The organism is Stenotrophomonas cyclobalanopsidis, from assembly GCF_008710035.1.
In the GTDB taxonomy this organism is placed as follows: domain Bacteria; phylum Pseudomonadota; class Gammaproteobacteria; order Xanthomonadales; family Xanthomonadaceae; genus Stenotrophomonas; species Stenotrophomonas cyclobalanopsidis.
This window is the reverse complement of sequence record NZ_VYKI01000020.1, coordinates 1-26,311: the sequence shown is the minus strand read 5'-3', so window position 1 is coordinate 26,311 and position 26,311 is coordinate 1. Positions and strand designations below refer to the sequence as shown.

General features: G+C 69.0%; 17 protein-coding genes and 1 pseudogene. 6 read left to right on the top strand and 12 right to left on the bottom strand.

Annotation, left to right across the window (positions count from 1 at the left end):
• Window positions 1-70: 70 nt before the first annotated feature.
• The 4 genes from FJU31_RS14395 to pilG are packed head-to-tail and all read right to left on the bottom strand — an operon-like array spanning window position 71 to window position 3,461.
• On the bottom strand, window positions 71-2,107 hold the full coding sequence (locus tag FJU31_RS14395) for a methyl-accepting chemotaxis protein (protein ID WP_150455357.1): 2,037 nt from the start codon (window positions 2,105-2,107) through the stop codon (window positions 71-73).
• Window positions 2,108-2,148: 41 nt separating this feature from the next.
• The gene (locus FJU31_RS14390) at window positions 2,149-2,679 is read right to left on the bottom strand and encodes a chemotaxis protein CheW (RefSeq protein WP_150455356.1); all 531 of its coding nucleotides are present in this window, start codon (window positions 2,677-2,679) and stop codon (window positions 2,149-2,151) included.
• Entirely contained in the window at window positions 2,679-3,041 is a 363-nt protein-coding gene (locus FJU31_RS14385; RefSeq protein ID WP_108769692.1) for a response regulator, read from the bottom strand. The genes FJU31_RS14390 and FJU31_RS14385 overlap by 1 nt, the downstream gene beginning before the upstream one ends.
• A gap of 18 nt (window positions 3,042-3,059) precedes the next feature.
• Window positions 3,060-3,461: a twitching motility response regulator PilG gene (gene pilG, locus FJU31_RS14380; RefSeq protein ID WP_005418455.1), complete on the bottom strand. Its 402-nt coding sequence runs from the start codon at window positions 3,459-3,461 to the stop codon at window positions 3,060-3,062.
• A gap of 239 nt (window positions 3,462-3,700) precedes the next feature.
• Here pilG and gshB point away from each other — a divergent pair, with 239 nt between their 5' ends.
• Window positions 3,701-4,648, top strand: a complete 948-nt coding sequence (gene gshB / locus FJU31_RS14375; RefSeq protein WP_150455355.1) for a glutathione synthase — start codon at window positions 3,701-3,703, stop codon at window positions 4,646-4,648.
• A complete protein-coding gene (locus FJU31_RS14370; RefSeq protein ID WP_150455354.1) occupies window positions 4,648-5,532 on the top strand; it encodes an energy transducer TonB in 885 nt (294 codons plus the stop codon). Before gshB ends, FJU31_RS14370 begins: the two co-directional genes overlap by 1 nt.
• A gap of 583 nt (window positions 5,533-6,115) precedes the next feature.
• Here the strand turns inward: FJU31_RS14370 and tsaB are convergent.
• From tsaB to mrcB, 4 genes are all read right to left on the bottom strand, one after another.
• Window positions 6,116-6,829: a tRNA (adenosine(37)-N6)-threonylcarbamoyltransferase complex dimerization subunit type 1 TsaB gene (gene tsaB, locus FJU31_RS14365; RefSeq protein WP_150455353.1), complete on the bottom strand. Its 714-nt coding sequence runs from the start codon at window positions 6,827-6,829 to the stop codon at window positions 6,116-6,118.
• A gap of 9 nt (window positions 6,830-6,838) precedes the next feature.
• Window positions 6,839-8,893, bottom strand: coding sequence for a DNA repair helicase YoaA (yoaA, locus tag FJU31_RS14360; protein WP_150455352.1), 2,055 nt, complete (start codon window positions 8,891-8,893; stop codon window positions 6,839-6,841).
• A 451-nt stretch (window positions 8,894-9,344) separates the two neighbouring features.
• Window positions 9,345-9,878, bottom strand: coding sequence for a hypothetical protein (locus FJU31_RS14355; RefSeq protein ID WP_150455351.1), 534 nt, complete (start codon window positions 9,876-9,878; stop codon window positions 9,345-9,347).
• Window positions 9,878-12,319, bottom strand: coding sequence for a penicillin-binding protein 1B (mrcB, locus tag FJU31_RS14350; RefSeq protein WP_150455350.1), 2,442 nt, complete (start codon window positions 12,317-12,319; stop codon window positions 9,878-9,880). The genes FJU31_RS14355 and mrcB overlap by 1 nt, the downstream gene beginning before the upstream one ends.
• Before the next feature lie 96 nt (window positions 12,320-12,415).
• Between mrcB and FJU31_RS14345 the strand changes: the two genes are divergently transcribed.
• Window positions 12,416-14,515 (top strand): glycosyltransferase, encoded by a 2,100-nt coding sequence (locus FJU31_RS14345; protein ID WP_150455349.1) that lies wholly within the window; start codon window positions 12,416-12,418, stop codon window positions 14,513-14,515.
• Here FJU31_RS14345 and FJU31_RS14340 read toward each other — a convergent pair.
• Window positions 14,512-16,077, bottom strand: coding sequence for a hypothetical protein (locus tag FJU31_RS14340; RefSeq protein ID WP_150455348.1), 1,566 nt, complete (start codon window positions 16,075-16,077; stop codon window positions 14,512-14,514). The two genes, FJU31_RS14345 and FJU31_RS14340, sit on opposite strands and share 4 nt — an antisense overlap.
• 30 nt (window positions 16,078-16,107) lie before the next feature.
• Complete coding sequence (locus tag FJU31_RS14335; RefSeq protein WP_150455347.1) at window positions 16,108-18,267, bottom strand: RelA/SpoT family protein; 2,160 nt, start codon at window positions 18,265-18,267, stop codon at window positions 16,108-16,110.
• Between the two features lie 177 nt (window positions 18,268-18,444).
• Between FJU31_RS14335 and FJU31_RS14330 the strand changes: the two genes are divergently transcribed.
• The gene (locus FJU31_RS14330) at window positions 18,445-18,969 is read left to right on the top strand and encodes a hypothetical protein (RefSeq protein ID WP_150455346.1); all 525 of its coding nucleotides are present in this window, start codon (window positions 18,445-18,447) and stop codon (window positions 18,967-18,969) included.
• 47 nt (window positions 18,970-19,016) lie between these two features.
• Here FJU31_RS14330 and hrpA read toward each other — a convergent pair whose 3' ends face one another.
• Window positions 19,017-23,099, bottom strand: coding sequence for an ATP-dependent RNA helicase HrpA (gene hrpA / locus FJU31_RS14325; RefSeq protein WP_150455345.1), 4,083 nt, complete (start codon window positions 23,097-23,099; stop codon window positions 19,017-19,019).
• 86 nt (window positions 23,100-23,185) lie between these two features.
• Between hrpA and FJU31_RS14320 the strand changes: the two genes are divergently transcribed.
• Together FJU31_RS14320 and recQ are read left to right on the top strand one after the other, a co-directional pair.
• Window positions 23,186-23,734 (top strand): Dps family protein, encoded by a 549-nt coding sequence (locus FJU31_RS14320; RefSeq protein WP_150455344.1) that lies wholly within the window; start codon window positions 23,186-23,188, stop codon window positions 23,732-23,734.
• Between the two features lie 554 nt (window positions 23,735-24,288).
• Window positions 24,289-26,094 (top strand): DNA helicase RecQ, encoded by a 1,806-nt coding sequence (gene recQ, locus FJU31_RS14310; protein WP_150455343.1) that lies wholly within the window; start codon window positions 24,289-24,291, stop codon window positions 26,092-26,094.
• Window positions 26,095-26,207: 113 nt separating this feature from the next.
• Here recQ and FJU31_RS14305 read toward each other — a convergent pair.
• Window positions 26,208-26,311: pseudogene (locus tag FJU31_RS14305) on the bottom strand (IS110-like element ISStma4 family transposase); the annotation flags it as partial.

The following is a 26,311-nucleotide window of genomic DNA, read 5'->3' as shown; positions in this document are numbered from 1 at the left end:
TCGCGCGTGTTCTGGCGTGGGAAATGGAAATGCTTCATCGAATGATTCCTTGCTCGCCGCCCTGCCCGCGTCACGCCGGCAGCTTGAAGTCGGCGACCGAACGACGCAGGTCGGCCGCCAACTGCGCCAGGTGGCCGATCGACTCGGCGGTCTGTCCGGCACCCTGCGAGGTCTGGCCGGTGATCTGGCGGATCACGCCCATCGTGCGGGTGATGTCCGAGGCCGCAGCGGACTGCTGCTGGGCGGCGATGGAGATGTTCTTGATGAGGGTGTTCAGGGCGTTGGACACCCGCTCGATCTCGGTCAGTGCGGTACCGGCGTCCTCGGCCAGGCGCGCACCGGAGACCACTTCGGCGGTGGTCTGCTCCATCGAGGTCACCGCTTCGTTGGTATCGGCCTGAATGGCCTGAACCAGGTTTTCGATGCGTCGGGTCGCACCCGAGGTACGTTCCGCCAGGCGCTGCACTTCGTCGGCCACGACCGCGAAACCGCGGCCGGCTTCACCGGCCGACGCTGCCTGCACGGCCGCGTTCAACGCCAGGATGTTGGTCTGCTCGGAAATGTCGTTGATCAGTTCCACGATCGAGCCGATCTCCTGCGAGGACTCGCCCAGGCGCTTGATGCGCTTGGAGGTTTCCTGGATCTGGTCGCGGATCTGGTCCATGCCCTGGATGGTCTCGCGGACCACGCCGGCACCCTCGGCGGCGATGACCACCGAGCGCTGTGCCACGTCGGCCGACTCGGCCGAGTTGCGCGACACCTGCTCGATGCTCGCTGCGATTTCGCCGATGCGGTCCGAGGCCGAGGTGATCTGGTTGGCCTGGTGGCCGGCGGCCTCCGCCAGCTGCATGGCGGTGGCCTGGGTTTCCTGGGTGGACACCGCGACCTTGGCCGAGGTGTCGTTGATGGTGGTCACCAGGTGGCGCAGTTCGTCCACGGCGTAGTTGATTGCGTCGGCGATGGCGCCGGTCATGTCCTCGGTCACCGAAGCCTTGACGGTCAGGTCACCCTCACCGAGCGAGGAGATTTCGTCCAGCAGCCGCATGATCGCCTGCTGGTTGCGGCTGTTGAACTCCACCTGGGTCTGGTAGCGCAGTTCCTGTTCGCGCGAACGGCTACGCACGCTGGTGGAAACGAAGCCGATGATCGCGATCAGCGACAGCGCACCGGAGATGACGCCGATCCAGAAGTTCGGGAACAGGCGGGTATCGGACACCGAGCCGAACGAGGAGAACGCCTCGAACAGCTTGCGGCTGTCGTCCAGCATGCGCGAGGAGCCCTGGCCCAGCGCGTTGGCGGCGGACTGCGCGGCGAACAGCTGGCGCGAGCTGGCCAGGATCGCGTCGGCGTCCTGCTTCATCGCTTCCCACTTCTGCTGCGACTGTTCCAGCGCAGCGACCGCACCGGCACCGCGCACGGCGGTGATGCCGAGGTCTTCGTTGCCGTTGCGCAGGCCATCGAGCACCTGGGAGAACACGGTGATGTCGCGGGCCAGCGCGTCGCCCGAGGCGGCCGCGGCGGCGCCACCGGCGCGCATTTCGGTCACGCGGCGGGCCATCGAACCGGCCACCACGACCTGCTGCAGGGCGCTGTACACCTGTGATGCGGGCGCACCGGAAGCGGACATCGCGCGCACCAGCTCGTTCAACTGGGCCTGCAGGCCCGGCACCGCGCCGGTGAAGTTGTTGGCGTTGCCGGCCAGCGCCAGCACCGCCGGCTCGCTGGCGACCAGCTGGCCGGCCTGCTTGCCCAGCGGCGCCCAGGTGTCGGACAGCGTGGTGATCGCCTTGGACACGCCCGGCTCGTTGCCGTAGCGGCCCTGCAGCGTGGACACGTTCTCTTCGATGGCGTTGCGGGTGGCCTTGAAGGCGGTGAACGCCTGCGCGTTGCCGCCCACGGCATCACGGCCCTGGTTGGCCAGCTGCTGCGAGAGCACCTGCAGGTCGGCGGCCTTGGAACCGGCATCGGCCAAGCGGCTGCCCTGCCAGGTGGAGACGCCGGTGTTCACACCGAACAGGATCATCGACAGGGCCAGCAGGGCCAGCCAGAGGTTGCTGCCGCCCAGCCGCAGCTTGCCGGTCTTGGGGGCGTCCGAAGCAGTACTCATCGTTCAACCTCGATCTTCAATGCAGGGGGCGTTGCCCGGCCTCAGGCCGCGGCTTGCCGGAATTCAGGGGTGCGCGACAGCAACGAGAGCGAGAACACGCCCCAGTCATGGCCGTCGGCATGGAAGGCGCGATCGACGAAATGACCGTAGCGGCCTTCGGCCAGGGTGCCGGCCTGGACCTGCTGGCCCAGTTCGAAACTGCGCTGGCCGAACAGCTCGTCGATGGTCAGGGCGACGTCGCCGCCGGCCTGGCGCATGATCAGCACGCGCTGGCCTTCCTGCTGCACGGTGCGCGTGCCTTCCAGGAAGTACTTCAGGTCGACCACCGGGAACAGGTTGCCGCGCAGGTTGCCCACGCCCAGCAGCCAGGGCTGCGCGCAGGGTACCGGGGTCACCGGCGGCATCGGCACGATTTCCACCACTTCGCGGAAATCGGACACCAGCCGGCGCTGGCCCACGCGGAAGCCGACGCCACGCCAGAGGTCCTCGGCGAACTGCCGCCCGGGCAGCTGCACTGCATGGGACAGGCTGCGCCGTTCGTAGGCTTCAAGAATGTCGAAAGGCGAACGCATCAGGCCACCAGTTCGTTGATCCGCGCGATCAGGTCTTCCTCGCGCGGCGGCTTGACGATGTAATCGGCCGCGCCCTGGCGCAGGCCCCATGCCTTGTCGGTTTCCATCGCCTTGGTGCTGACGATGATCACCGGGATGTGCTTGATCGCCGCATCGCGCGACATCGCGCGGGTGGCCTGGAAGCCGCTCATGCCGGGCAGGACCACGTCCATCAGCACCAGCTGCGGAACCTGGTCACGCACCAGCTGCAGGCCATCCTCGGCGTTGTCCGCTTCCAGCACCTCGTGGCCGGCACGGCGCAGCCACTGGGTGAACACCGCGCGGTCGGTCGGTGAATCCTCGATCAGGACGATACGAGCCATTGTGCCTTTCCCCCCTGGTCAGGCGTTGACGTATGTGCGGATGGCACCCAGCAGTTCTTCCCGCGTGAAAGGCTTGGTCAGGTACTGTTCCGAGCCGACGATGCGTCCGCGGGCCTTGTCGAACAGGCCGTCCTTGGAGGACAGCATGATGACCGGCGTTGCCTTGAACAGCTGGTTGCCCTTGATCAGCGCGCAGGTCTGATACCCGTCGAGACGGGGCATCATGATGTCCACGAAGATGATCTGTGGCTGCTGGTCGGCGATCTTGGCCAAGGCCTCGAAGCCATCGGTCGCGGTCACCACTTCGCAGCCTTCGCGCTTCAGCAGCGTTTCCGCAGTCCGGCGGATGGTCTTCGAGTCATCGATGACCATCACCCGGAGTCCTGCGAGCTCCCCGCCCGCAGTCGTGTTTTCAGTCATTGCCGTTCCCCAAGCGCGCGACCCTTCTGTGCTGGGGGCCGCTACGAAGGCGTATCTATATCGCACTTCCGCCGCCCGCTTCAAGCGGCATCCACGGCGCATGGGGCCGCGGCCGACTGAACGTGACCGGATTGGCAATGACTGCGCAGGCGGCGGAGCGACGCAGCGTTGCAGCACCCCGGGCAGGCACGCGGGGGGCGTTGCCGCTACCATCAACGCCTTGCCTGACAGGTGCAGCCATGCCGTTGAACGTCATCGTGGTGATGGACCCCATCGCCCACATCAAGATCGCCAAGGACACCACGTTCGCCATGCTGCTGGAAGCCCAGCGCCGCGGCCATGCCCTGCACTATGTGCGGCCGGGCGGCCTGGCCCTGGAAGGTGGCGTGGCGGTGGCCCAGACCGCCCCGCTGCAGGTCCGCGACGACCCCGCCGGCTGGTACGAACTTGGCGCATTCAGCCGCACCGCGTTCGGTCCAGGCCAGATCGTGCTGATGCGCAAGGACCCGCCGGTCGATGCCGAATACGTCTATGACACCCAGGTGCTGGACGTAGCCGCCGCCGCCGGTGCCTGCGTGGTCAACAACCCGCAGGGCCTGCGCGACTACAACGAGAAGCTGGCCGCCCTGCTGTTCCCGCAATGTTGCCCGCCGACCCTGGTCAGCCGCGACGCCAAGGCGCTGAAGGCCTTCGCCCTGGAACACGGCCAGGCCGTGCTGAAGCCGCTGGACGGCATGGGTGGCCGCTCGATCTTCCGCAGCGGCCAGGGCGATCCGAACCTGAACGTGATCCTGGAAACCCTGACCGACGGCGGTCGCAAGCTGGCGCTGGCCCAGAAGTTCATTCCCGACATCACCGCCGGCGACAAGCGCATCCTGCTGGTCGACGGCGAACCGGTGGACTACTGCCTGGCGCGCATCCCGCAGGGTGACGAGTTCCGCGGCAACCTGGCCGCCGGTGGCCGCGGCGAAGGCCGCCCGCTGAGCGAGCGTGACCGCTGGATCGCTGCCCAGGTCGGGCCGGAGATGAAGCGCCGCGGCATGCGTTTCGTCGGCCTGGACGTGATCGGCGATTACCTGACCGAAGTGAATGTGACCAGCCCGACCTGCGTGCGCGAGCTGGACGCGCAGTACGGCCTGAACATCGCCGGCACCCTGTTCGACGCGATCGAGGCCGGCCTGCGCTGATGGACGCCGCGCCCGCCGTGCCTGCCCCACCGCCGCGCGAAGCGCGGCGGCTGGGGGCCACCCTTGCCCTGTCGGTCATCGTCCACGCCCTGCTGATCCTGGGCGTGGGCTTTGCCGTGAAGGGCGAGGCACCGCTGGTGCCGACGCTGGAAGTGATCTTCAGCCAGACCCGCACGGCGCTGACGCCGAAGCAGGCCGATTTCCTGGCCGCGGCCAGCCAGGAAGGCGGCGGCGAGCATGACCGCGCGCAACGCCCGCGCGACAACCAGACCGGCATCGTGCCGCAGGCGCAGAGCGGGCTGAGCCCGGTGCCGCAGCAGCAGCAATCGGCCGCGCCGGTGCCACCGCCGCAGGCGCGGGTGGTCAGCAGCCGCAATGGCGAGGACACCGTGGCGCAGGCGCAGGCCCGCCCCACCCCGCTGGAGCCGACCCCGGACGCGGCGCAGACCGCGCGCGAGCAGCGTGATGCGGAAATGGCCCGGCTCGCCGCCGAGGTGCACCTGCGCTCGGCGCTGTACGCCAAGCGCCCGAACCGCAAGTTCGTCTCGGCCAGCACGCGTGAATATGCCTATGCCAACTACCTGCGCGCGTGGGTGGACCGCGCCGAGCAGGTGGGCAACCTGAACTACCCGGACGAAGCGCGCCAGCGCCGGCTGGGGGGCCAGGTGGTGATCAGCGTGGGGGTGCGCCGCGATGGCAGCGTGGAAAGCAGCCGTATCCTGAAAACCAGCGGCACGCCGTTGCTGGATGAGGCGGCCTTGCGGGTGATCGGGCTGGCGCAGCCATTCCCGGCGCTGCCGAATACGGATGATGGCGTGGATATCCTGCAGGTGACCCGCACCTGGGTATTCCTGCCGGGTGGCGAACTGCGCGACGACCGGTAGGGGTTTTTTTCACCCGGGACTGCGGCCCGGGACCCGCTGGACGTCAACGTCAAGGTCAAAAGCGGCGGCTGGACTGTTGGTCTGGCGGGGCGGTGTGGCCCACCTCTGACAGATCGCGGCGCGTATTCGCTCTTGGTAGGTGTCGACCTTGGTCGACACACATCCACGCAACGCGTGGATGGGAGCGAAGCGATCGGCTTCTGACTTTGACTTTGATTATTCTTTTTTCGATTTCCCGTGGCGGACGCGCACGGAAACTCTCAGAGGTCGGGCGGGTGGGTTGCGCAGGGGCGTGAGCCGCATGGGCCCGAGGCATGCCTCGGGCGGGTTGGGCAGGACGCCCAGCCCCGGTCTTGCCGTGTGCGCAGGACAGCGCACACGAGCAAGCGGCGACCGAGCTTACAGGGGTGAGGGCGCTTTGCTTGCGAAGCACTGCTTCGCGAGCGACCGAACGCACAGCCGCCAGCGGCTGGGCCGGGCCCTGGAGGGGGACTTGCAGCGTCCCCTGCGCAGCCCACCCGGCCAGGCGCGGCTGTTGCAGTCGACTGACAGTCGACTCTACCGATCCTCTGCCACAAGGGGCTCAGCCGTTGGCTTTCGCCTTCGCCTCGCGGGCGGCCTGCTGCTCGACCAGAGTCAACGCCACGTTGTCACGCAGGTAGGCCGGCTCGACCCGCTCCGCCGCTACGCCTTCGCCTCTGGCAAACGCCGGCACCGCCAGCGCCAGCACGTCCGATGCGCGAGGCAACGCTGCTGCATCGAAGCCACGCAGGCCCGCACCCAGCTGCGCCACCAGCGCGCCGTCGGCTGCGCCGAAACCGGTGCCGATACCGTAGGCCTGCAGCCCCTCAGGCAACACCACCGCCGCCGGTGCGCACACGCGCTCGGCATCGCGGGCCACCGGCAGGCCATCCACGCGCTCGAAACGCGCCACGTACAACTCACCCATCCGCGCATCGATCGCCGACAGGATCTGGGTTTCCTCGGCCGGCGCGCGCAGCGCCAGCACCTGCAGCGTCGACACCGGCAGCAGAGGCCGGTCCAGCGCCAGGGCGATGCCCTGCGCGATCGCAATCGCCAGGCGCACGCCGGTGAACGCACCCGGCCCGCGGCTGAGGGCGATGCCATCGAGCTGGCGGCGGCTGATGCCGGCCTCGGCCAGCAGCGCTTCGGCCCACGGCAGACTCAGCTCGGCATGGCGGCGCGGGGCGATCTCGAAGCGCTCCAATACCTGCCCATCGACATGCAGGGCAACGGAACAGGCTTCGGTGGCGGTTTCAAAGGCAAGCAGTTTCATCGGAGGGAATCAGAACAGGGGGAACGTGGCGCCGGGGGCCGGCTGGGGGCCCGGCGCGGAGGCCGGGACGGTCGGGGCGGCGGCGTCGTCAGCCACAGGGGCCCATTGTGGCGCAAAGAAGGCCTGCACATCGGCCAGTGCGCGGGTGCGGCGGAACGGCGGCAGCGAATCGAGGAACACCCGGCCATAGCCGCGGTTGAGCAGGCGCGGGTCGCACAGCACCAGCACGCCGCGGTCGGTCTCGCTGCGGATCAGCCGGCCCACGCCCTGCTTGAGGGCGATCACCGCCTGCGGCAGCTGTTCGTCGCGGAACGGATTGCCGCCCTCGCTGCGGATCGCCTCCAGCCGCGCCTCGTAGACCGGGTCGTCCGGCGCGGCGAACGGCAGCTTGTCGATCACCACCACGCTCAGCGCCTCGCCCACTACGTCCACGCCCTCGCGGAAGCTGGCCGAGCCAAGCAGCACGCCATTGCCGGAATCGCGGAAACGCTGCAGCAACGTGGCGCGCGGCGCCTCGCCCTGCACGAACAGCGGCCACGGCCCGTCGCGCAGGGCCTCGGCGGCCTCGCGCAGCGCACGGTGCGAGGCGAACAGCAGGAACGCCCTGCCCTGCGAGGCCTGCAGCACCGGCTGCAGAGCCTGGATGAGAGCGGTACCGAAGCCACGCGCGGCGGGATCAGGCAGGCCCTCGGGCAGGTAGCACAGCGCCTGCTCGGGCCAGTTGAATGGACTGGGCTGGACCAGCGTATGCGGATCATCCAGGCCCAGGCGGGTGGCGATGTGATCAAAGCCACCGCCCACGGTCAGCGTGGCCGAGGTGAAGATCCATGCGGCGCGGCTGCGCTCACGGTGCTCGCGCAGCGGTCCGGACACATCCATCGGCGTGCGCTGGCAGCGGAACCCGCGCGGGGTGAGTTCGTACCAGAGCACGTCGGCGGCACTGGCCGCGTCGGCCGGGTCGGTATCAAAATCCAGGGTCGGCTCGTCGTCGCCCAGCCAGCGCGACAACCGCGAAACCGCTTCGCGCGCACGTGCATGGCAGGCGTCCAGTCCTGCAGCGGCTTCGCGAAGCGGCTGCAACGCCTGTTCCAGCACCACCAGGCAGCTCATCGCCGTATCGAAACCCTCGCGCACCTGCGGCATCGCCAACGCGCGCCACTGGGTACCGCGTGACGGCAGCCCTTCCATGGCCAGGCGCAGCGCCAGCAGCGCCTGCTGCAACTGGTCGACCGGCTCCTGCAGCGCCGACTGCGCACCGCCGACGCTACGCGCCTCGGCCAGGCAGTCGCGGGCCAGCTCCTGCCACGGGCGCATGCCGAAGCCCTCGCCGAAGAACTGCGCGGCGAGTTCGGGCAGCTGATGTGCCTCGTCGATGACGAAGGCCTGCGCACCGGGGAGCAGCTCGCCGAAGCCATCCTGCTTGAGCGCCAGGTCGGCCAGCAGCAGGTGGTGGTTGACCACCACCACGTCGGCCGCCTGCGCGCGTTGCCGCGCGTGCACGACGAAGCAGTCGTCCCAAAACGGGCAATCGGTGCCCAGGCAGTTGTCGACGGTGGAAGTCACCATCGGCAGCAGCGGCGAATCGTCGGCCAGGCCGTCCAGTTCGGCGATATCACCGAACTGCGAACGGCCGGACCAGGCGAGGATGCGCTGGAACTGCGCGGCCTGTTCGGGGCCGGAAAAACGCGGCTCGCCCCGCGCCTGCTGCAGGCGGTAGCGGCACAGGTAATTGGCGCGGCCCTTCAGCAGCGCACTGCGCAGGCCCACGCCCAGCGCCTGGCGCACGCGCGGCAGATCGCGGTGATAGAGCTGGTCCTGCAGCGCGCGGGTGCCGGTGGAGATGATGGTGCGCAGGCCGGACAGCAGGACCGGCACCAGGTAGGCGAAGGTCTTGCCGGTGCCCGTTCCGGCCTCGGCCAGCAGCAGGTCGCGCTGCTGCAGCGCGTCGGCGATGGCCTCGGTCAGGCGCAGCTGTGCGGGACGCGGGTTGAAGGCATCCAGGTGCGAGGCGAGCGCGCCGCCTTCGCTGAGGGCTTCGCGGCTGGCATGAACGAGGTCGGACATCAGACAGGAAGGATACCCGGCCGGGCGCTGCCCGGCACCCGTTTCAAGCCAAGGCGTAGGCAAAGGCAACAGCAACAGCGGTGTTCATGGCTCTGGGTTGCTGCGTGTTTGGCCGGGCGGGTGGGCTGCGCAGGGGCGTGAGCCGCATGGGCCCGAGGCATGCCTCGGGCGGGTTGGGCAGGACGCCCAACCCCGGTCTTGCCGTGTGCGCAGGACAGCGCACACGAGCAAGCGGCGACCGAGCTTACAGGGGTGAGGGCGCTTTGCTTGCGAAGCACTGCTTCGCGAGCGACCGAACGCACAGTCGCCAGCGGCTGGGCCGGGCCCCGGAGGGGGACTTGCAGCGTCCCCTGCGCAGCCCATCCGCCCGGCCCACCTCGCAAGGCCAGTCGACTAACAGTCGACTCTACCGACCGGCCAGCCACGAGGGGCTGCGCCGTTGGCTGGAAACTCAGTACCGCTTGATCCCCGGCACCGTGCACCCTTCAATCTGCGCATGCGCCGACACCGCATTCTCCTTCTCGCCCCGCGCCAGGCGCGACTGCTCGATCGTCGCCCAGTGCCGGCGGCACAACGGCCCCGTCTTCGAACCCAGGTCCACCGCCTTGCGCGCGAACGTCTCCGCCTCGGCCCACTGGCCCTGCAGCAGAGCAATCTCCGCGCGTTCCTGCAGCACCGCAGGGTCGCCCGCCACGATCTGCAGCGCCTGGTCCAGGCTGCCGGCGGCGGCGGCCAGGTCGTTGCCCTGGCGCTGGGCCAGTGCGGTCTGGCGCAGGTCTTCCACCTGCGAATCACGCAGCGGCTGCACCGACAGTTCCTTGTCGTCCGGGCCAGCGGCGCCTTCCACGTTGGCCAGGCGCTGTGCCGGCGTGGTGGTGTCCACCGGCTTGGGTGCCGGCGGCGGGCTGCTCACGCAGGCGGCCAGGGCCAGGCTCAGGCTGGTCACGGCCAGCAGCGGATACGGGGATCGAAGAGTCATCGGCATCACCGGCTGGGAGGAGGAGTGGCGGCAGCGGGCGCTGCGGCAGGTTCGGCGGCAGGCGGTTCCTGCTTGCGGTCCAGGCCGAACCAGCTGCGCCAGCCACCGCCTCCGCTTTCACCGCCCTGCTCGTCCGGCAACGCGGCCGGGGCGCAGGGGGCGTAGGCCGGCGCGTAGCCGACCACGAACGGGAAGCGACGGGCGTCCGGACAGCCTTCATCGGTGCTGTTGGTACCGGTGGCGGCCACCGACTGCCAGTCCAGGCCCTTGTTGCTGACCTTCAGCGGCGCACTCGGCAGGCGCTGGAAGATGCCCGACCACACACGCATCGCACCGGTGGCGCCGTACAGGCCAGCCTGTTCGTTCTGGTCGTTGCCCATCCAGATCACCGCCAGGTGGTCGCCGGTGTAACCGGCATACCAGCTGTCGCGGCCATCGTTGGTGGTGCCGGTCTTGCCGGCCGGCTGCAGGCGGCCCAGGCCATCGGCGTTCAGGCGCTGCGCGGTGCCGCTGGCGACCACCTGCTGCAGGCCGATGCTGATCAGGTTGGCGGCAATCGAATCGCCTTCCTGGGCCGGGGCCGGGGTCTTGTCGTAGCGCTTGAGCAGCTTGCCCTGCGGATCGAGCACGCCGCGCACCGCATGCAGCGGCTGGATCTCGCCACCGGAGGCCAGGAACTGGTACAGCTGGGCCATCGCGTACGGGCTCTGGTCGGTCGAGCCGAGGATCACCGCCGGGTTCGCCTCGGCCTTGATGCCGGCCAGCACGTGGATCAGCTGGGTCACCCGTTCCGGACCGACCTGCATGCCCACGCGCACGGTGGCCTGGTTGTAGGAATGGGCCAGCGCGTCGATCAGCCGCACCGTGCCGTGGCTGCGGTTGTCCGCGTTGCCGGGGCTCCAGTTGCGGCCACGGCCGAGCTGCACCGTCACCGGTGAATCATCCACCCAGCTGGCCAGCGAATAACGGTCCGGCTGGGCAAGGGCCAGCAGGTACACGAACGGCTTCAGCAGCGACCCGACCGGGCGCTGTGCCTCGATGGCGCGGTTGAAGCCGACCTCGGACACTTCGCGGCTGCCGATCACCGCCACCACGTCGCCGTTGTGCACGTCGGTCATCACCATGCCGGCCTGCAGCTCGGGACGACGCTTGCTCTCCAGCGACTTGATGGTGCGGGTGACCGCGCCTTCGGCGTAGGCCTGCGCGGACGGCGACATGCCGCTCATCACGCTCAGGCCGGCGCCCTGCAGCGCCGTTTCGGGGTAGTCATGGCCGAGCTGGCGACGCACCAGGTCCACATAGGCGGGGAAGCGGTTGGCCGCCACCAGGCCCGGGCTCTTGGGCACGCCCAGCGGCGCCTTCAGCGCACGCTGGTACTCGGCGTCGTCGATCAGGGTTGCTTCGTGCAGCTTGCCCAGCACGAAGTTGCGGCGGTCGGTCGCGCGCTCCGGGTTGCGACGCGGGTCGTAGTAGGACGGGCCCTTGACCAGGCCGATCAGCAGCGCGATGTGCTCGGTATCCAGCGAGGAGAGGTCGCGACCGAACCAGAACTCGGCGCCGGAGGACATGCCGTGGATCGCCTGGCTGCCGCGCTGGCCCAGGTATACCTGGTTGAGGTAGGCCTCGAAAATGGTGCGCTTGTCGTAGCGCGCTTCCATGATCAGCGCGTACAGCACTTCATTGAACTTGCGGGTGAGGGTCTGTTCCTTGCCGATGCCGAGCAGGCCGCTGCGGGCCAGCTGCTGGGTCAGCGTGGACGCGCCCTGGCGGCTCTGCCCACCGGAACGGATGGTCACCCACACCGCGCGCGCGATGCCGGACAGGTCGATGCCGTGGTGGCGGTTGAAGTCCTTGTCCTCCACCGCCTGCAGGCCGGTCACCAGCAGGTCCGGCGCTTCGTTCATGCGGATCAGGCGGCGCTCTTCCTGCTTCTGCCCGTACAGCGTCGCGATGCGCGCCGGATCCAGGCGGGCGGCCTTCAGTGCCTTGCGCGAATCGGGGTCACGCAGCGACGCGATGCTGCCGCCTGACAGCGACAGTTCCACGCGCTTGGCAGCGACGTGGCCATCGACATCGTTGTAGCCGCGGCTGGAAATGGTGAAGCGCCCGCCCTGCACCGCATAGGTGGCCGGGTCTTTGCCCTGGCCATCATCGCGGTAGGCCGAGGCGGCCAGTTCGGTCTTCAGCGTGGCCGCGTCCATGGCCTTGCCGGGCACCAGCACCAGCGGGCGCGCGTAGACACGTGTCGGAATCTGCCAGCGCAGTTCGCCAAAACGCTGAGTGACCTGTTGGTTCAGGTACAGCGTATAGGGAATGAGGAAACCCAGTCCCAACGCGACCGCCGCCATGGTCCAGGTGATCATCCGGCGGCGCCACAGGGGACCGGAGTCCTGCTGGTCGTCGTCGTCGAAATCGTCGATGTCGTCGGAATCGTAGCGTCGGGGCACGGGAATGCGAGAATGTAGGGTCAGGCGAGTCTACCCCAGCCACCGTGGCTGGCGGATTCCCCCGTGTTCCCCCGCTTAAGCTGGAGTTGCAACCGGATGGCGATGTCTTTGGCCGAAATCCGCTACCTGATCAATCGCCTGACGGGCCTGGCCCGGCGCAGCCTGGCCAGCCTGCGGACCCGTGGCTGGCGCGCCACCTGGCAGCGCATCCGGGTGCACAGCCAGCGTGCCGTGCCGGCCCCGCGTGCCCCGCTGTACCTGCCGCCCGCACAGGCGTTCGCGCCGTTCAGCGTGCCTTTCAGCGAATCGCCGGTGGTGAGCATCATCATCCCGGTCTACAACCACGCCGATCACACCCTGGCCTGCCTGCGGGCGCTGGCCGCACATCCGCCGGCGGCCGCCTGCGAGATCCTGGTGGTGGACGACGGCAGCAGCGACGCCACCGTGCAGTGGATGCCGCAGATTGCCGGCCTGCGTTACGAGGTGCGTGAGCGCAACGGCGGTTTCATCGACGCCTGCAATGACGGCGTGCAGGGCGCGCGCGGCCAGTACGTGGTGCTGCTGAACAACGATACGGTACCGCAGCCGGGCTGGCTGGACGCCCTGCTGGACACCTTCACTGCGGTGCCGGAGGCCGGCCTGGTCGGCAGCCAGCTGCTCTATCCCGATGGCCGCCTGCAGGAATCGGGCGGCGTGATCTTCGCCGACGGCAGCGGCTGGAGCTATGGCCGCTTCGAGGCCGCCGACGACCCGCGCTACGCCTGCCTGCGCGACGTGGACTACTGCTCCGGCGCGGCGCTGATGCTGCCGCGCGCCCTGTGGCAGCAGCTGGGCGGCTTCGATACCCGCTACCGGCCGGCCTACTACGAAGACACCGACCTGGCCTTCAGCGTGCGGGCGCTGGGCCGCCGCGTGCTGGTGCAGCCGGCGAGCCGGGTCATCCACGATGAAGGAACCAGCAACGGCACTGATACCGGCAGCGGGGTGAAGGCCTACCAGGTGCGCAACCAGGCCATCTTCGCCGCCAAGTGGGCCACCGAACTGGCGCGCCACCCGGCCGTGGGCGAAGTGCCCTCGCCTGCCCTGCTGTACCGCGGCCGCCGCCAGGTGCTGATCCTGGACGAGGAAGTCCCGCGCCCCGAGCGCGATTCGGCCTCGCTGCGCCAGGTCAACCTGATCCGCCTGCTGCTGCAGGCCGGGGCCCACGTGGTGTTCGTGCCGACCCGGCGCGAGCACGGCGGCGCGGCCACCGAAGCCCTGCAGCGGATGGGCGTGGAAGTCTGGTACGCACCGTTCATCGAGGGCGTGGCCGGCTGGCTGCGCAGCCATGCTGCGCGCTTCGACGTCGCCCTGCTGGTGCGCCACCACGTGGCCAACGAATGCCTGCCCCTGCTCAAGCGCTATGCGCCGCAGGCACGCAGCGTGTTCGACACGGTGGACCTGCACTACCTGCGCGAGCGCCGCGGGGCCGAGGTGGCCGGTGATGCCAGCCTGCTGCGTGCGGCCGAACGCACCCGCAGCAGCGAACTGGCGGTGATGGAGCAGTGCGATGTCACCGTGCTGGTCAGTGCCGCCGAGCGCGAACAGCTGCAGGCCGATGCGCCGGGCGTACGGGTGGAACTGATCTCCAACCTGCATGAAGTGGCCGGCGCGGGTGCGCCGTATGCACAGCGCCACGACCTGGTGTTCGTCGGCGGCTTCCGCCACCCGCCGAACCTGGATGCGATGGAATGGTTCATCGGCGAGGTCTTCGCCGGCATCCGCGCGCAGCTGCCGCAGGTGCGCCTGCACTGCATCGGCGCGGCCGCGCCGGACAGCCTGCTGGCGCTGGCCGCCGGCCAGCCCGGGGTGGAGATGCACGGCTTCGTCGAGGACATCGTGCCGTACATGGACGGTGCGCGCATCGCCATTGCCCCGCTGCGCTTCGGCGCCGGGGTGAAGGGCAAGATCAACCTGAGCATGGCCCATGGCCAGCCGGTGGTCGGCACCACGTGTGCGGTGGAAGGCATGCACCTGCAGCCGGGCCAGGACGTGCTGGTGGCCGATGACGCCACCGCGTTCGCGGCCGAGGTCGTGCGCCTCTACCAGGACCCGCAGCTGTGGCAGCAGCTGTCCGATGCGGGTCTGGCCAACGTCGCCCGGCACTTCTCGCTGGATGCGGCGCGGGCCACCGTGCAGCGGGTGTTCTTCGACTAATCCAGCCGCCCTCCGGCCTGCCGCAGGCGCTGTTCGAACGCGGCCAGCTCCGGCAGGTCCGGCTGCAGCTGGCGCACCTGGTCGACGGCGGCCGCGGCGAAGGCCACGTCGCCGCGGCCCAGCCGCTCACTGCCGATGGCCAGCCATCGCTGTGCCAACCGCACCCGTGCCGACGGCAGGCCCGCCGCGGTCGGCGCCAGGGTCTGCCAGGCCTGCAGGCAGGCGCCCGCGGCCTGCACCCGGTTCTGCCGCAGGTTGTCATCGAAACACTGTCGGCTGGCCGGCAGCAGGCGCGCGGCAGCCGCCCTCACCCGTGCGTCGCGCGGCGCCAGCGCCTGTGCCTCTCGCAGCGCGTCGAACGCACTGTGCCCGGGCGGGCTGATCCAGCGTCCTTCACGCTCGGCGCGATCGATCTGCCGCAGGTGGTCGCGCAGTTTCCGCTCGCGCTGGGCCGTGCTCAATGCCGGCTGCTGCTGCGCCTGCCGTGCCTGCTGGGCGCGCTGGATGCGTTGCGCCGCCTGCTGCAATGCGGCCTGCGATGCGCCCAGTGCAGCGGCACGCGCACGGTCGGTCTCGGCGGCTTCGAACTGGAAATCGGCGGCGTGGCGCTGGCTGCGTGCCAGCAGCGCCTGCGCCGTCTGTTCGCGGCCGCGCGTCGCATTGGGATCATCGGGCGCCACTGCCAGCACGGCGTCGAAGGCGTTGGCTGCGGCGTCCAGCGTCTGCTGCTTCAGTGCACGCTGGCCCTGCCGCAGGCGCTGGTCGACCGCGCGCGCCAGCGCTTCCTGGCTGGCCGGCAGATCGCTGTGACCGGCATCGAACTGGCGCGCACGCTGCAGCAGGGCCGCACTCTGCGCCAACTCGCCGCGTGCAGCCAGCGCGCGGGCGCGCTGCAGCAGGTCGCTCAGGGCATCCTCGCGCCCTTCCAGCGCCGGCAGGTGGTCCGGCTGCAGGGCCAGGATGCGCTGGAACAGCGGCAGTGCGCTGCTGTCCCCCTCATCCAGGCGGCCGGCCGCGAAGGCATTGCGCGCCTGCGCCAGCAAGGCGCCGATCCCCGCGCCCGCGCTGCGCCGTGCCTGCAGCTGCCGCGCCACGGCATCGGCCTGGCCCTGCGGCACCTGCAGTTCGCGGGCCAGCGCGAGCGCCTGCGCGCTTCCGTCAAGGTCATCAGCCTGCAGCCGCTCATACGCCTGCCGTAACGCCGCCACGCCGGTGCTTGCCAGCCCCTGTCTCGCCTGCAGGCGATCGTTGTCGAGGGCCAGCGCGGCCTGGTAGCGTTCGCGCGCGCCGCTGCCATCGGCTGCGGTCAGCCGCCCCTCGGCCAGCGCGCGATCGCCCTCGGCCAGCAGCTGTTCAATCTGCGGTTCGTCCCAGAACCAGTCGGCCAGCGGCTTGCGCAGCAGCACCAGCGCCACGAACACCACCACCGCCGCCAGCAGTGCCCAGCGCCAGACCCGGCGCGCGTGGCGTGCCTGCAGCCACCACCAGCGGCCCTCGCGGCGAACGCGGTCCAGCGCGGGGTGGTCGGCGCCGTGGCGGCGATGCAGGGGCTCGCGTTCCATGCGTGCAGGGTAGCCGGGGCAGCGTGAAGCTCAGCCCAGACGACGCGCCTCGCTCACGCCCGGCAGTGCGTCCAGTTTGCCCAGCAGATTCGAAAGCTGGCCGTAATCGCTCACCTTCAGGCGCAGGCGCAGGTGCGCGCGGCCGCTGTTGCGCACGTTGTCACTGTGGATATCGAGCACGTACGCGTCTTCCTGTGCGATCAGGTTGGTGATGTCCTTCAGCAGCCAGCGGCGGTCGACCGCGTCGACCACCACATCCACTTCATAACCGTTGCCGGCCTGGCCCCATTCCACCGGCAGGATGCGCTGCGGGCTGGCGGCAGACAGGCGCGCCAGCGACGCGCAGTCTGCACGATGCACGGTGACACCGCGGCTGCGGGTCAGGTAACCGACGATGGGCTCGCCGGCCACCGGCTGGCAGCAGCGCGCCAGCTGCACCAGCAGGTTGCCCACGCCCTGCACGGTGAACTTGGATTTGCCCAGGTTCTCGCGACGCGCGGTCGGCCGCGGCAGGGTCGGAGCCGGCGCCGGCTGGCTGGCCGCACGCTCGGCTTCCAGCAGCGCACGGCTGACCTGGTTCGGCCCGGTATCGCCCAGCGCCACCTGGATGTACAGGTCGTCGACGCTGTCGGCATGGAATTTCTTCGCAGCCACGGCCAGGTCCGAATGCTGCAGGCCCAGCCGCTTCAGTTCGCGCTCCAGCAGCTCGCGGCCGGCCTGCACGTTGCGCGCGCGGTCCAGCTTGTGGAACCAGCTGCGCACCTTTTCGCGCGAACGGTTGCTGGCCAGGAATCCCAGTGCCGGCATCAGCCAGTCGCGGCGCGGGTCGGCCTCCTTGCCGGTCAGTATCTCCACCCGGTCGCCGCTGCGCAGGCGGTAGGTGAGCGGCACGATGCGGCCGTTGACCTTGGCGCCACGGCAGCGGTGGCCGACCATGGTGTGCACCTGGTAGGCGAAATCGAGCGGGGTGGCGCCCTGCGGCAGGTCCAGCACCTCGTCCTTCGGGCTCAGCGCGTAGACACGGTCTTCGGTCAGCTCGGCATCGAGCGCGCCGGCCAGTTCGTTGCCCTGCCCTTCCTGCGCCTGCTCCAGCAGCTGGCGCATCCAGGTGATCTTGCGATCGAAGGCCTTTTCGGCGCCCTTGCTGCCTTCCTTGTACTTCCAGTGCGCGGCCACGCCCAGCTCGGCCTGCGCATGCATGTCGTGGGTGCGGATCTGCACTTCGATGGTGCGCCCTTCCGGGCCGACCACGGCGGTATGCAGCGACCGGTAGTCGTTGGCCTTGGGGCGGGCGATGTAATCGTCAAACTCGCTGGGCACCGGCGCCCACAGCGCATGCACCACGCCCAGCGCGGCGTAGCAGGCGGCCACGTCGTCGACCATCACCCGCACAGCACGGATGTCATACAGCTGGTCGAAGGCCAGCCGCTTCTTCTGCATCTTCCGCCAGATGCTGTAGATGTGCTTCGGCCGCCCGCTCACTTCGGCATGGATGCCCTGTGCGGACAGCTCGCGCGACAGCGTCTTCTTGACGTGCTCGACGTAGCGCTCGCGGGCGATGCGCGTCTCGTCCACCTCGCGTGCGATGCGGCGGTAAGTGTCCGGCTCCAGGTGGCGGAACGCCAGGTCTTCCAGCTCCCATTTCAACTGCCAGATGCCCAGGCGGTTGGCCAGCGGGGCATGGATGTCACGGGTCAGCTGGGCCAGTGCGCGACGCTGCTCTTCGTCAAGTTTGTCGGCTGCACGCATGCGCGCCAGCTGGCGGGCCAGCAGGATCGGCACCACCCGCAGGTCGTGGATGATGGCCAGCAGCAGGCGGCGCAGGCCTTCGCTGTTGCGCCCCGCCTCGCGGCCGGCATGCAGCGCCCAGACCGGGTCGGCAGCGTCCTGGCCGTCGAGCAGGCCGATCACCGCCGTCTTGTGGCCGCCCAGCGGCAATGTATCCAGATGCGCGCGCAGGCCCGGCAGGTCGAACAGCAGCGCCGCGAGCACCGCGCCTTCGTCGGCCGACAGCAGGGCCAGCGCGTCCAGCGTATCGGCCAGCACCGACCAGCTGCTGCCGCGCATCTCGTGCGAGGTATCGGCAGCTTCCCACAGCTGCAGCAGGGCTTCGCGCAGCGGCGCGGGCAGCACCGCCGCCGCAGGGCGGTTCAACAAGGCTTCCAGGCCGGGGACAGACGCGCGGTTCACAGCAGTCGGACATCAAAGGCAGAGGGCTCTACGGTAACGCTCCGCCCGTTCAGGAACAATCGCCAAGGCCACCATCGGCGCTCATGTGTTCATGCCCGGGCGCGGCGCGGAGGATGGGGTGGGGATGTTGCACGGCGCGCCCTGCTCTACACTCGGCCCACATCCAGGAGAAACGCCATGCCCCTGCGTCTGCTGCGCCCGCTGTGTGTCGCCCTTGTTCTGTGCACCGTCGCGTTGCCGGCCCTGGCCCAACGCGTTGTCGATGGCGATCTGCAGCAGCAGATGAGCCCGCAGGAGTTCAAGGCCGCCGGCCTGGACAAGCTCACTGCCGCCGAACTGGCCACGCTCAACCGCTGGCTGCAGGGCAAGGTCGAAGCAGCCACCACCCAGGCCGTGGCCGCCGTGCGCGAAGAAGCGCGTGAGGAAGGCCGCCAGGAAGTGATCGTGAAGAACCGCGGGTTCTTCGACTTCGGCAGCAGCGAACCGGTCACCGGCGTGCTGCAGGGCGAGTTCCGCGGCTTCGGCAAGGGCCGCACCTACACCCTCGACAACGGCCAGATCTGGGAACAGGTCGACGCCACCAGCGTGTCCGGCGTGCGCAAGCCATCGCCGAAGGTCAGCATCAAGCCGGGCCTGCTGGGCGTGTGGTACATGAAGGTGGACGGCGTGAACATCCAGGCCAAGGTCCGCCGCACCAAGTAACGTTTCGACCCATGCGATGACGCCGGGCATGGCCCGGCGTCACCTGGTCACAGCTGGCGCAGCGCGGTTACCCGCTGTGCCAGTTTCTTCGCCGAGATGCCGGTGCGCGCACCCAGCTCCTGCGCGAACAGCGAGACCCGCAGTTCCTCCAGGTCCCAGCGCAGCGCCTGCCACTGCGGACGCTCGCGCAGGCCCTGCGCATCCCCTTCGCGCAGCGCATCCAGGAACGGCGTCAGTTCCAGCATGCGCGCCTGATCGCGCGGCGGATCGCGCTTGGCGCGTTCGGTACGCAGGATCATCGCCTTCAGGTAGCGCGGATACTGCGCCAGCGCATCGGCCGGCGTATCGCGCAGGAAGCCGGGATGGATCAGTCCGACCAGCTGCGCTTCCATGTCATCCAGGTTGCCGCGCGCCCAGCCCATCAGCGGCGCTTCCAGCAGCGGCTTCAGTTCAGCCACCAGCGCCAGGATGGTCTCGGCCAGCTTCAGCCGCGACATCGCCTCGCCGAACAGCGCCTTGGCCGCATGGTCGCGACGCTGTTCGAAGGCCGCTGCATCGCGGATGCCTTCCAGGCCCTCGGCCAGCACCGCGTTCATCGCTGCATCGACCAGATCGCCACGCAGGCGCTCCTGCGATTCGATGGCCGCGTACAACAGGCCGATCTTGGGGGCGACCGGCAGCTGCTTGCGTGCCTGCTTCACCTTCTCCGCGAGGGCGATTTCCAGCAGGCGGCGCACGCCCAGCGGATGGGCCTCCTGCGCCTGCTGGCGGTCGGCGAAGATGCGCAGCGCCACGCTCTCACCCTCGTCCAGCAGCGCCGGGTAAGCGGGCACGCCGGCTTCGCCGGGCACCTGCAGCAGAATCGGCGTGGCCGGGAACGTACGCAGCCCGTCGGCCGCCATCTCGCGTCCGGCACGCGCAGCGAACGCATCGCCGGCACGGCCACCAAACTTTGCACGCAGCGCATCGAGGTCACGCGAGGTGGCCAGCACCTTGCCGTGCTCGTCGCGCAGGCGCAGGTTCATGTGCAGGTGCGGTTCGATCGAACCCGGCTCAAAATCGAGCGCGGTCACCGTCGCACCGGTCGCGCGTGACAGGAAACGCGCCAGTTCACCGGTGATGGCATCGGCGCTGGGTTGCGGGAACGCCTCGAAGAAGGCACGACCGAAGTCCGGCGCCGGCACGTAGTTGCGGCGCATCGCCTTGGGCAGGCTGCGGATCAGCGCCGAGGCCTTGTCGGCCACGAAGCCTGGCGCCAGCCAGCCCAGCTGCACCGGGTCCAATGCGTTCAGCAGGTGCAGCGGCACGTCCAGGGTCACGCCGTCATCGTCGGCACCTGGCTCAAAGCGGTAATGCAGCGGCAGCCGCGCCTGGCCCAGCGGCAGGTACTTGGGGTAACGCTCCTGCTCGCTGCCCTCGCCCGGCAGCAGGTCGACCAGCGACCAGTGCAGGGTCCTGCGCTGTTCCGGCGGCAGCGCCTTCCACCAGGTGTCCAGCCCGGCCGCCGAATGGATCTGCGGCGGCACGCGGTCCAGGTACCAGCGCGCCTGCCAATCTTCGTCAGCCACGATGCCGGCACGGCGCAGCTTGGCCTCTTCCTCGCGGGCCAGTTCCAGCACCTTCTGGTTGTCGGCCACGAAACTGGCGCGGGTGTTGATCTCACCGGTCACCAGCGCCTGCCGCACGAAGATGTCATGCGCCTCGCCCGGCTCGATGCGGCCGTAGTGAACCGGCTTCTTCGGTGCCAGCACCAGACCGAACAGGCTGATCTGCTCGGAGGCCAGCACCTGGCCCTGCGCGCGCGACCAGTGCGGGTCGAAGTGCTTGCGCAGCAGCAGGTGCGGCAGCTCGGCAATCACCCAGTCCGGCTCAATCGCGGCCAGGGTCATGCCCCAGACCTTCTGCGTGTCCAGCAGGTTGGCCACCAGCAGCCACGGCGGCGGACGCTTGGACAGCGCCGAGCCCGGGAACGGCAGGAAGCGGCGCTGGCGCGGCGCCTGGAAATCGCCCTTCTCGGTGCGGTGGCCGATCTGCGTCGGCAGGCCCGCCACCAGTGCACGGTGCAGGGTCTGGTAGGCCGCCGCGCGCACACGCTCGCTGAAGCCACCGCCGGCCGGCGCCTGTTCCTTCTGCGCGCGCACGGCCACCGGGGTCGGAGCGGCTTCGGCCTTGCCTTCGCGGGCCAGGCGCGCGGCGCGGTGCAGCTGGCCACGGGTGGCCTTCACCGCCACCGCGTCATCACGCGCCGGGGCCGGCGCACTGCTGCCGGCCAGCAGCGGTGACATCGAGGCCTCGGTGGTTTCTTCCTTCCAGCCCAGTTCCTCGCACAGCAGACGCAGCTGGCGATGCAACTCGCGCCACTCGCGCATGCGCAGGAAGCCAAGGAAGTGGCGGCCGCACCAGTCGCGCAACTTGGACTGGGTCAGATCTTCGTGGGCCTGTCGGTAGCCATCCCACAGGCGCAGCACGCCAACGAACTCCGAGCGCCCATCGGCAAACTGCGCATGCGCGGCGTCGGCCGCACCGCGCGCTTCGGGCGGGCGTTCGCGCGGGTCCTGGATGCCCAGGAACGAGGCGATCACCAGCATCGGCCGCAGGCAGCCAGCAGCCTGCGCGGCCACCAGCATGCGCGCCAGCTTCACGTCCACCGGCAGGCGGGCCATCTGTTTGCCGATGGTGGTCATGCGCCGCTCGGTATCGATCGCGCCCAGCTCGGTCAGCTGCTGCCAGCCATCAGCCACGGCACGCTCGTCCGGCGCTTCCAGGAACGGGAACTCCTCGATGCGGCCCAGGCCCAGCTGCAGCATGCGCAGGATCACCCCGGCCAGACTGGAACGGCGGATTTCCGGATCGGTGAATTCCGGCCGTGCCTGGAAATCCGCTTCGGCATACAGCCGGTAGCAGATGCCCTCGGCAATACGGCCGCAGCGGCCCTTGCGCTGGTTGGCGCTGGCCTGCGAGATCGGCTCGATGTGCAGGCGGTCCAGCTTGTTGCGCGGGCTGTAGCGCTTGACGCGGGCGAAACCCGGATCGACCACGTAACGGATGCGCGGCACCGTCAGCGAGGTTTCCGCCACATTGGTGGCCAGCACGATGCGCCGGTTCGGGCCCGGGTTGAACACCCGGTCCTGGTCCTGGTTGGACAGCCGCGCGTACAGCGGCAGCACCTCGGTATTGCGGTATTTGCGCCGCTCCAGCGACTGGTGCGCATCGCGGATCTCGCGTTCGCCGGGCAGGAAGATCAGCACGTCGCCGCGCGAATCCAGGCGGGTGATCTCGTCGATGGCCGACACGATGGCATCGTTGACGGTGCGCTCGCCCTGCTCTTCGCCCTCGCCTTCCAGCGCGCGGTAACGCACCTCCACAGGATAGGTACGGCCTTCCACACTGATCACCGGCGCATTGTCGAAATGCTGGGCGAAGCGTTCGGTGTCGATGGTGGCCGAGGTCACGATCAGCTTCAGGTCCGGGCGCTTGCGCAGCAGCTGCTTCAGGTAGCCCAGCAGGAAGTCGATGTTGAGGCTGCGTTCGTGCGCCTCGTCGACGATGATCGTGTCGTAGTTCGACAGCCAGCGGTCACTGGCGATCTCCGCCAGCAGGATGCCGTCGGTCATGAACTTGATGCGGCTGTCTTCGCTGACCTTGTCGTTGAAGCGCACCTGGTAGCCGACCAGCTGGCCCAGCTCGCTCTGCAGTTCCTGCGCCACGCGGCTGGCCACCGCACGTGCGGCAATCCGTCGCGGCTGGGTGCAGCCGATCATGCCGGCCTGGCCACGGCCGGCGGCCAGGCACAGTTTCGGCAGCTGGGTGGTCTTGCCCGAGCCGGTTTCGCCGGCGATCACCACCACCTGGTGGTCGCGGATCAGGCCGATGATCGCCTCGGCTTCACGCGCAATCGGCAGCTGCGGGTCCAGAGTAATGGCCGGCTGCTGTTGCGCCCGCACCTGCCGGCGCTGCACCGACGCCTGCAAGGCCTGCTCGAAGGCAGCGGCCAGCGCCGCATCCTGCGGTTTGGCCTGGCAACGCGAGAGCATTCCCAGCAAACGGCCCCGGTCGCGGCTCATGGCGCCGTCGATGGCGGCACGCTGTTGGCGCAGGCGGGGCGACGGATTTTTATCGATAGCATTCATCAATCGGTTCGTTCAAAACTTTGAAAGCGACCAGTCATCGAGACTGATCTACTGTGAAGGCCAACGATTCCACAAGGAGGAACCCCATGGCGAAGACCAAGAGCACGACCAAGCCGGGCACCGGCAAGCAGAAGCTTGCAGCGGCGGCACCGTCGGCACCCAACATCGATATCGGGATCACCCAGGGCAACCGCAAGAAGATCGCCGACGGTCTGTCGCGGTTCCAGGCGGACGCGTTCACGCTCTACCTGAAGACCCACAACTTCCACTGGAACGTGACCGGCTCGATGTTCAACTCGCTGCACACCATGTTCGAGACGCAGTACACCGAGCAGTGGGCGGCGCTGGACGATGTGGCCGAGCGTATCCGTGCGCTGGGTTTCAATGCCCCGGGCTCCTACCGGGAATTTGCTGCGCTGACCTCGATCGCCGAGGAGCCGGGCCTGACCGACAGTGCGGACTGGCGGGAAATGGTACGCCAGTTGGTGGTCGCCAACGAAGCGGTGTGCCGTACGGCGCGTGAAGTGCTGGATGTGGCGGACGATGCCGACGACGCCCCGACCGAGGATCTGATGACCCAGCGCCTGCAGACCCACGAGAAGTACGCCTGGATGCTGCGCTCGCTCCTCCAGTAGGAGTTTGGGGGCTCGGCAGGGCTGCGCCCTGCACCCGCAGAGGCCACTGCAATGGCAACCGCCGGAGCAAAAGCTGGTTTCCCGTGGGTTGGCGGGGTGGGTCCGGATGCGGGGGACGCCGTAAATACGTCCATGTAGGCTCGGTCGCCGCATCCATGCGGCTCACGCCCCCGCAACCGGACCCACCCCGCCTTCGACAGTTTTCCGCGATCTGCCGGAACAGCGTCCGCTCTGGTAGGTGTCGACCTTGATCGATACGGATGAATTCATTCAGTATCTGACAGAGGTGTCGACCAAGGTCGACACCTACCAACAGCACACGGAATCTGTCGAGGGTGGGGCGGTGTGGGCTTGCAGGACCGCAGGCGCCATGGATGGCGCCTACGAGCCCCCATGGACCGGTTTACGGCGTGTCCTGAAAGCCCACACCGCCCCGCCCAACCAGCAGACACCCCAGAGCCGGCTGTTGCCTTTGACGTTGCTCTGGCTTCAAGGCTTCTGCAGGTGCAGGGCGCAGCCCTGCCGAGACTCCCCCGCCGGGGTAAACTAGCCGGATGGCTTCCCGTCCCGCGCACGATCTGCTCCAACGCGTCTTTGGTTACGACGATTTCCGTGGTCCCCAGCAGGACATCGTGGAGCACGTGGCTGCCGGACATGACGCACTTGTCCTCATGCCCACCGGCGGCGGCAAGTCGCTGTGCTACCAGGTCCCGGCCCTGCTGCGCGATGGCGTCGGCATCGTCATCTCCCCGCTCATCGCCCTCATGCAGGACCAGGTCGAAGCCCTGCGCCAGCTCGGCGTGCGCGCCGAATACCTGAACTCGACCCTGGATGGCGAAACCGCCGCCCGCGTCGAGCGCGAGCTGCTGGCCGGCGAGCTGGACATGCTCTATGTCGCTCCCGAGCGCCTGCTGACCGGCCGCTTCCTGTCCCTGCTCTCGCGCAGCCACGTCGCCCTGTTCGCCATCGACGAGGCGCACTGCGTGTCGCAGTGGGGCCACGATTTCCGCCCCGAATACCGGCAGCTGACCGTCCTCCACGAGCGCTGGCCGGACATCCCGCGCATCGCCCTCACCGCCACCGCCGACCCGCCCACCCAGCGCGAGATCGCCGAGCGCCTGGACCTGGCCGACGCCCGCCACTTCGTCAGCTCGTTCGACCGCCCCAACATCCGCTACACCGTGGTGCAGAAGGACAATGCCCGCAAGCAGCTGACCGATTTCCTGCGCGGCCACCGCAGCGAGGCCGGCATCGTCTACTGCATGTCGCGGCGCAAGGTCGAGGAGACCGCTGAATTCCTCTGCGGCCAGGGCTTCAATGCCCTGCCCTACCACGCCGGCCTGCCGCCGGAAGTGCGCGCCAACAACCAGCGCCGCTTCCTGCGCGAGGACGGCATCGTCATGTGCGCCACCATCGCCTTCGGCATGGGCATCGACAAGCCGGACGTGCGCTTCGTGGCGCATACCGACCTGCCCAAATCGATGGAAGGCTATTACCAGGAAACGGGCCGCGCCGGCCGCGATGGCGAGGCCGCCGAGGCATGGCTGTGCTATGGCCTGGGCGACGTGGTGCTGCTCAAGCAGATGATCGAGCAGTCCGAGGCCAGCGAGGAACGCAAGCAGCTGGAGCGGTCCAAGCTGGACCACCTGCTGGGCTACTGCGAATCGATGCAGTGCCGCCGCCAGGTGCTGCTGGCCGGCTTCGGCGAGACCTACCCGCAGCCCTGCGGCAACTGCGACAACTGCCTGACCCCGCCCGCCGCCTGGGATGCCACCATCCCAGCGCAGAAGGCGCTGAGCTGCGTCTACCGCAGCGGCCAGCGCTTCGGCGTCGGCCACCTGATCGACATCCTGCGTGGCAGCGAGAACGAGAAGATCAAGCAGCAGGGCCATGACAAGCTGAGCACCTACGCCATCGGCCGCGACCTCGATGCGCGCACCTGGCGCAGCGTGTTCCGCCAGCTGGTGGCCGCCAGCATGCTCGAAGTGGACAGCGAAGGCCACGGCGGCCTGCGCCTGACCGATGCCAGCCGCGACGTGCTGACCGGCCGCCGCCAGATCAGCATGCGACGTGATGCCGCCAGCACCACCGGCGGCCGCGAGCGCAGCGCGCAGCGCACCGGCCTGTCGGTGCTGCCGCAGGACCTGGCCCTGTTCAACGCCCTGCGCGGCCTGCGTGCCGAACTGGCCCGCGAACAGAACGTGCCGGCGTTCGTGATCTTCCACGACAGCACCCTGCGCAACATCGCCGAACAGCGGCCGGCCAGCCTGGACGAACTGGCCCGGGTCGGCGGCATCGGTGGCACCAAGCTGAGCCGCTACGGCCCGCGCCTGGTGGAGATCGTGCGCGAGGAAGGCTGACCGTTCTGCCGTGCCGCGCTGCGCGCTCGCCGGGCAAGGCCGGCGCTACCGCAAGCCGTGCGCCGCGTCGCCTGTCGTGGTGAATGCCTTTGTAGATACCGTGTTGTCCTTGCCTAGGCAAGGACGACTTCAGGCTCAAACGGTCGGCCGCTTTTCAGTACTCCCCAGACCAGGTGTATGAGCTTGCGCATCAGCGCACAGATGATGACCTTGAATG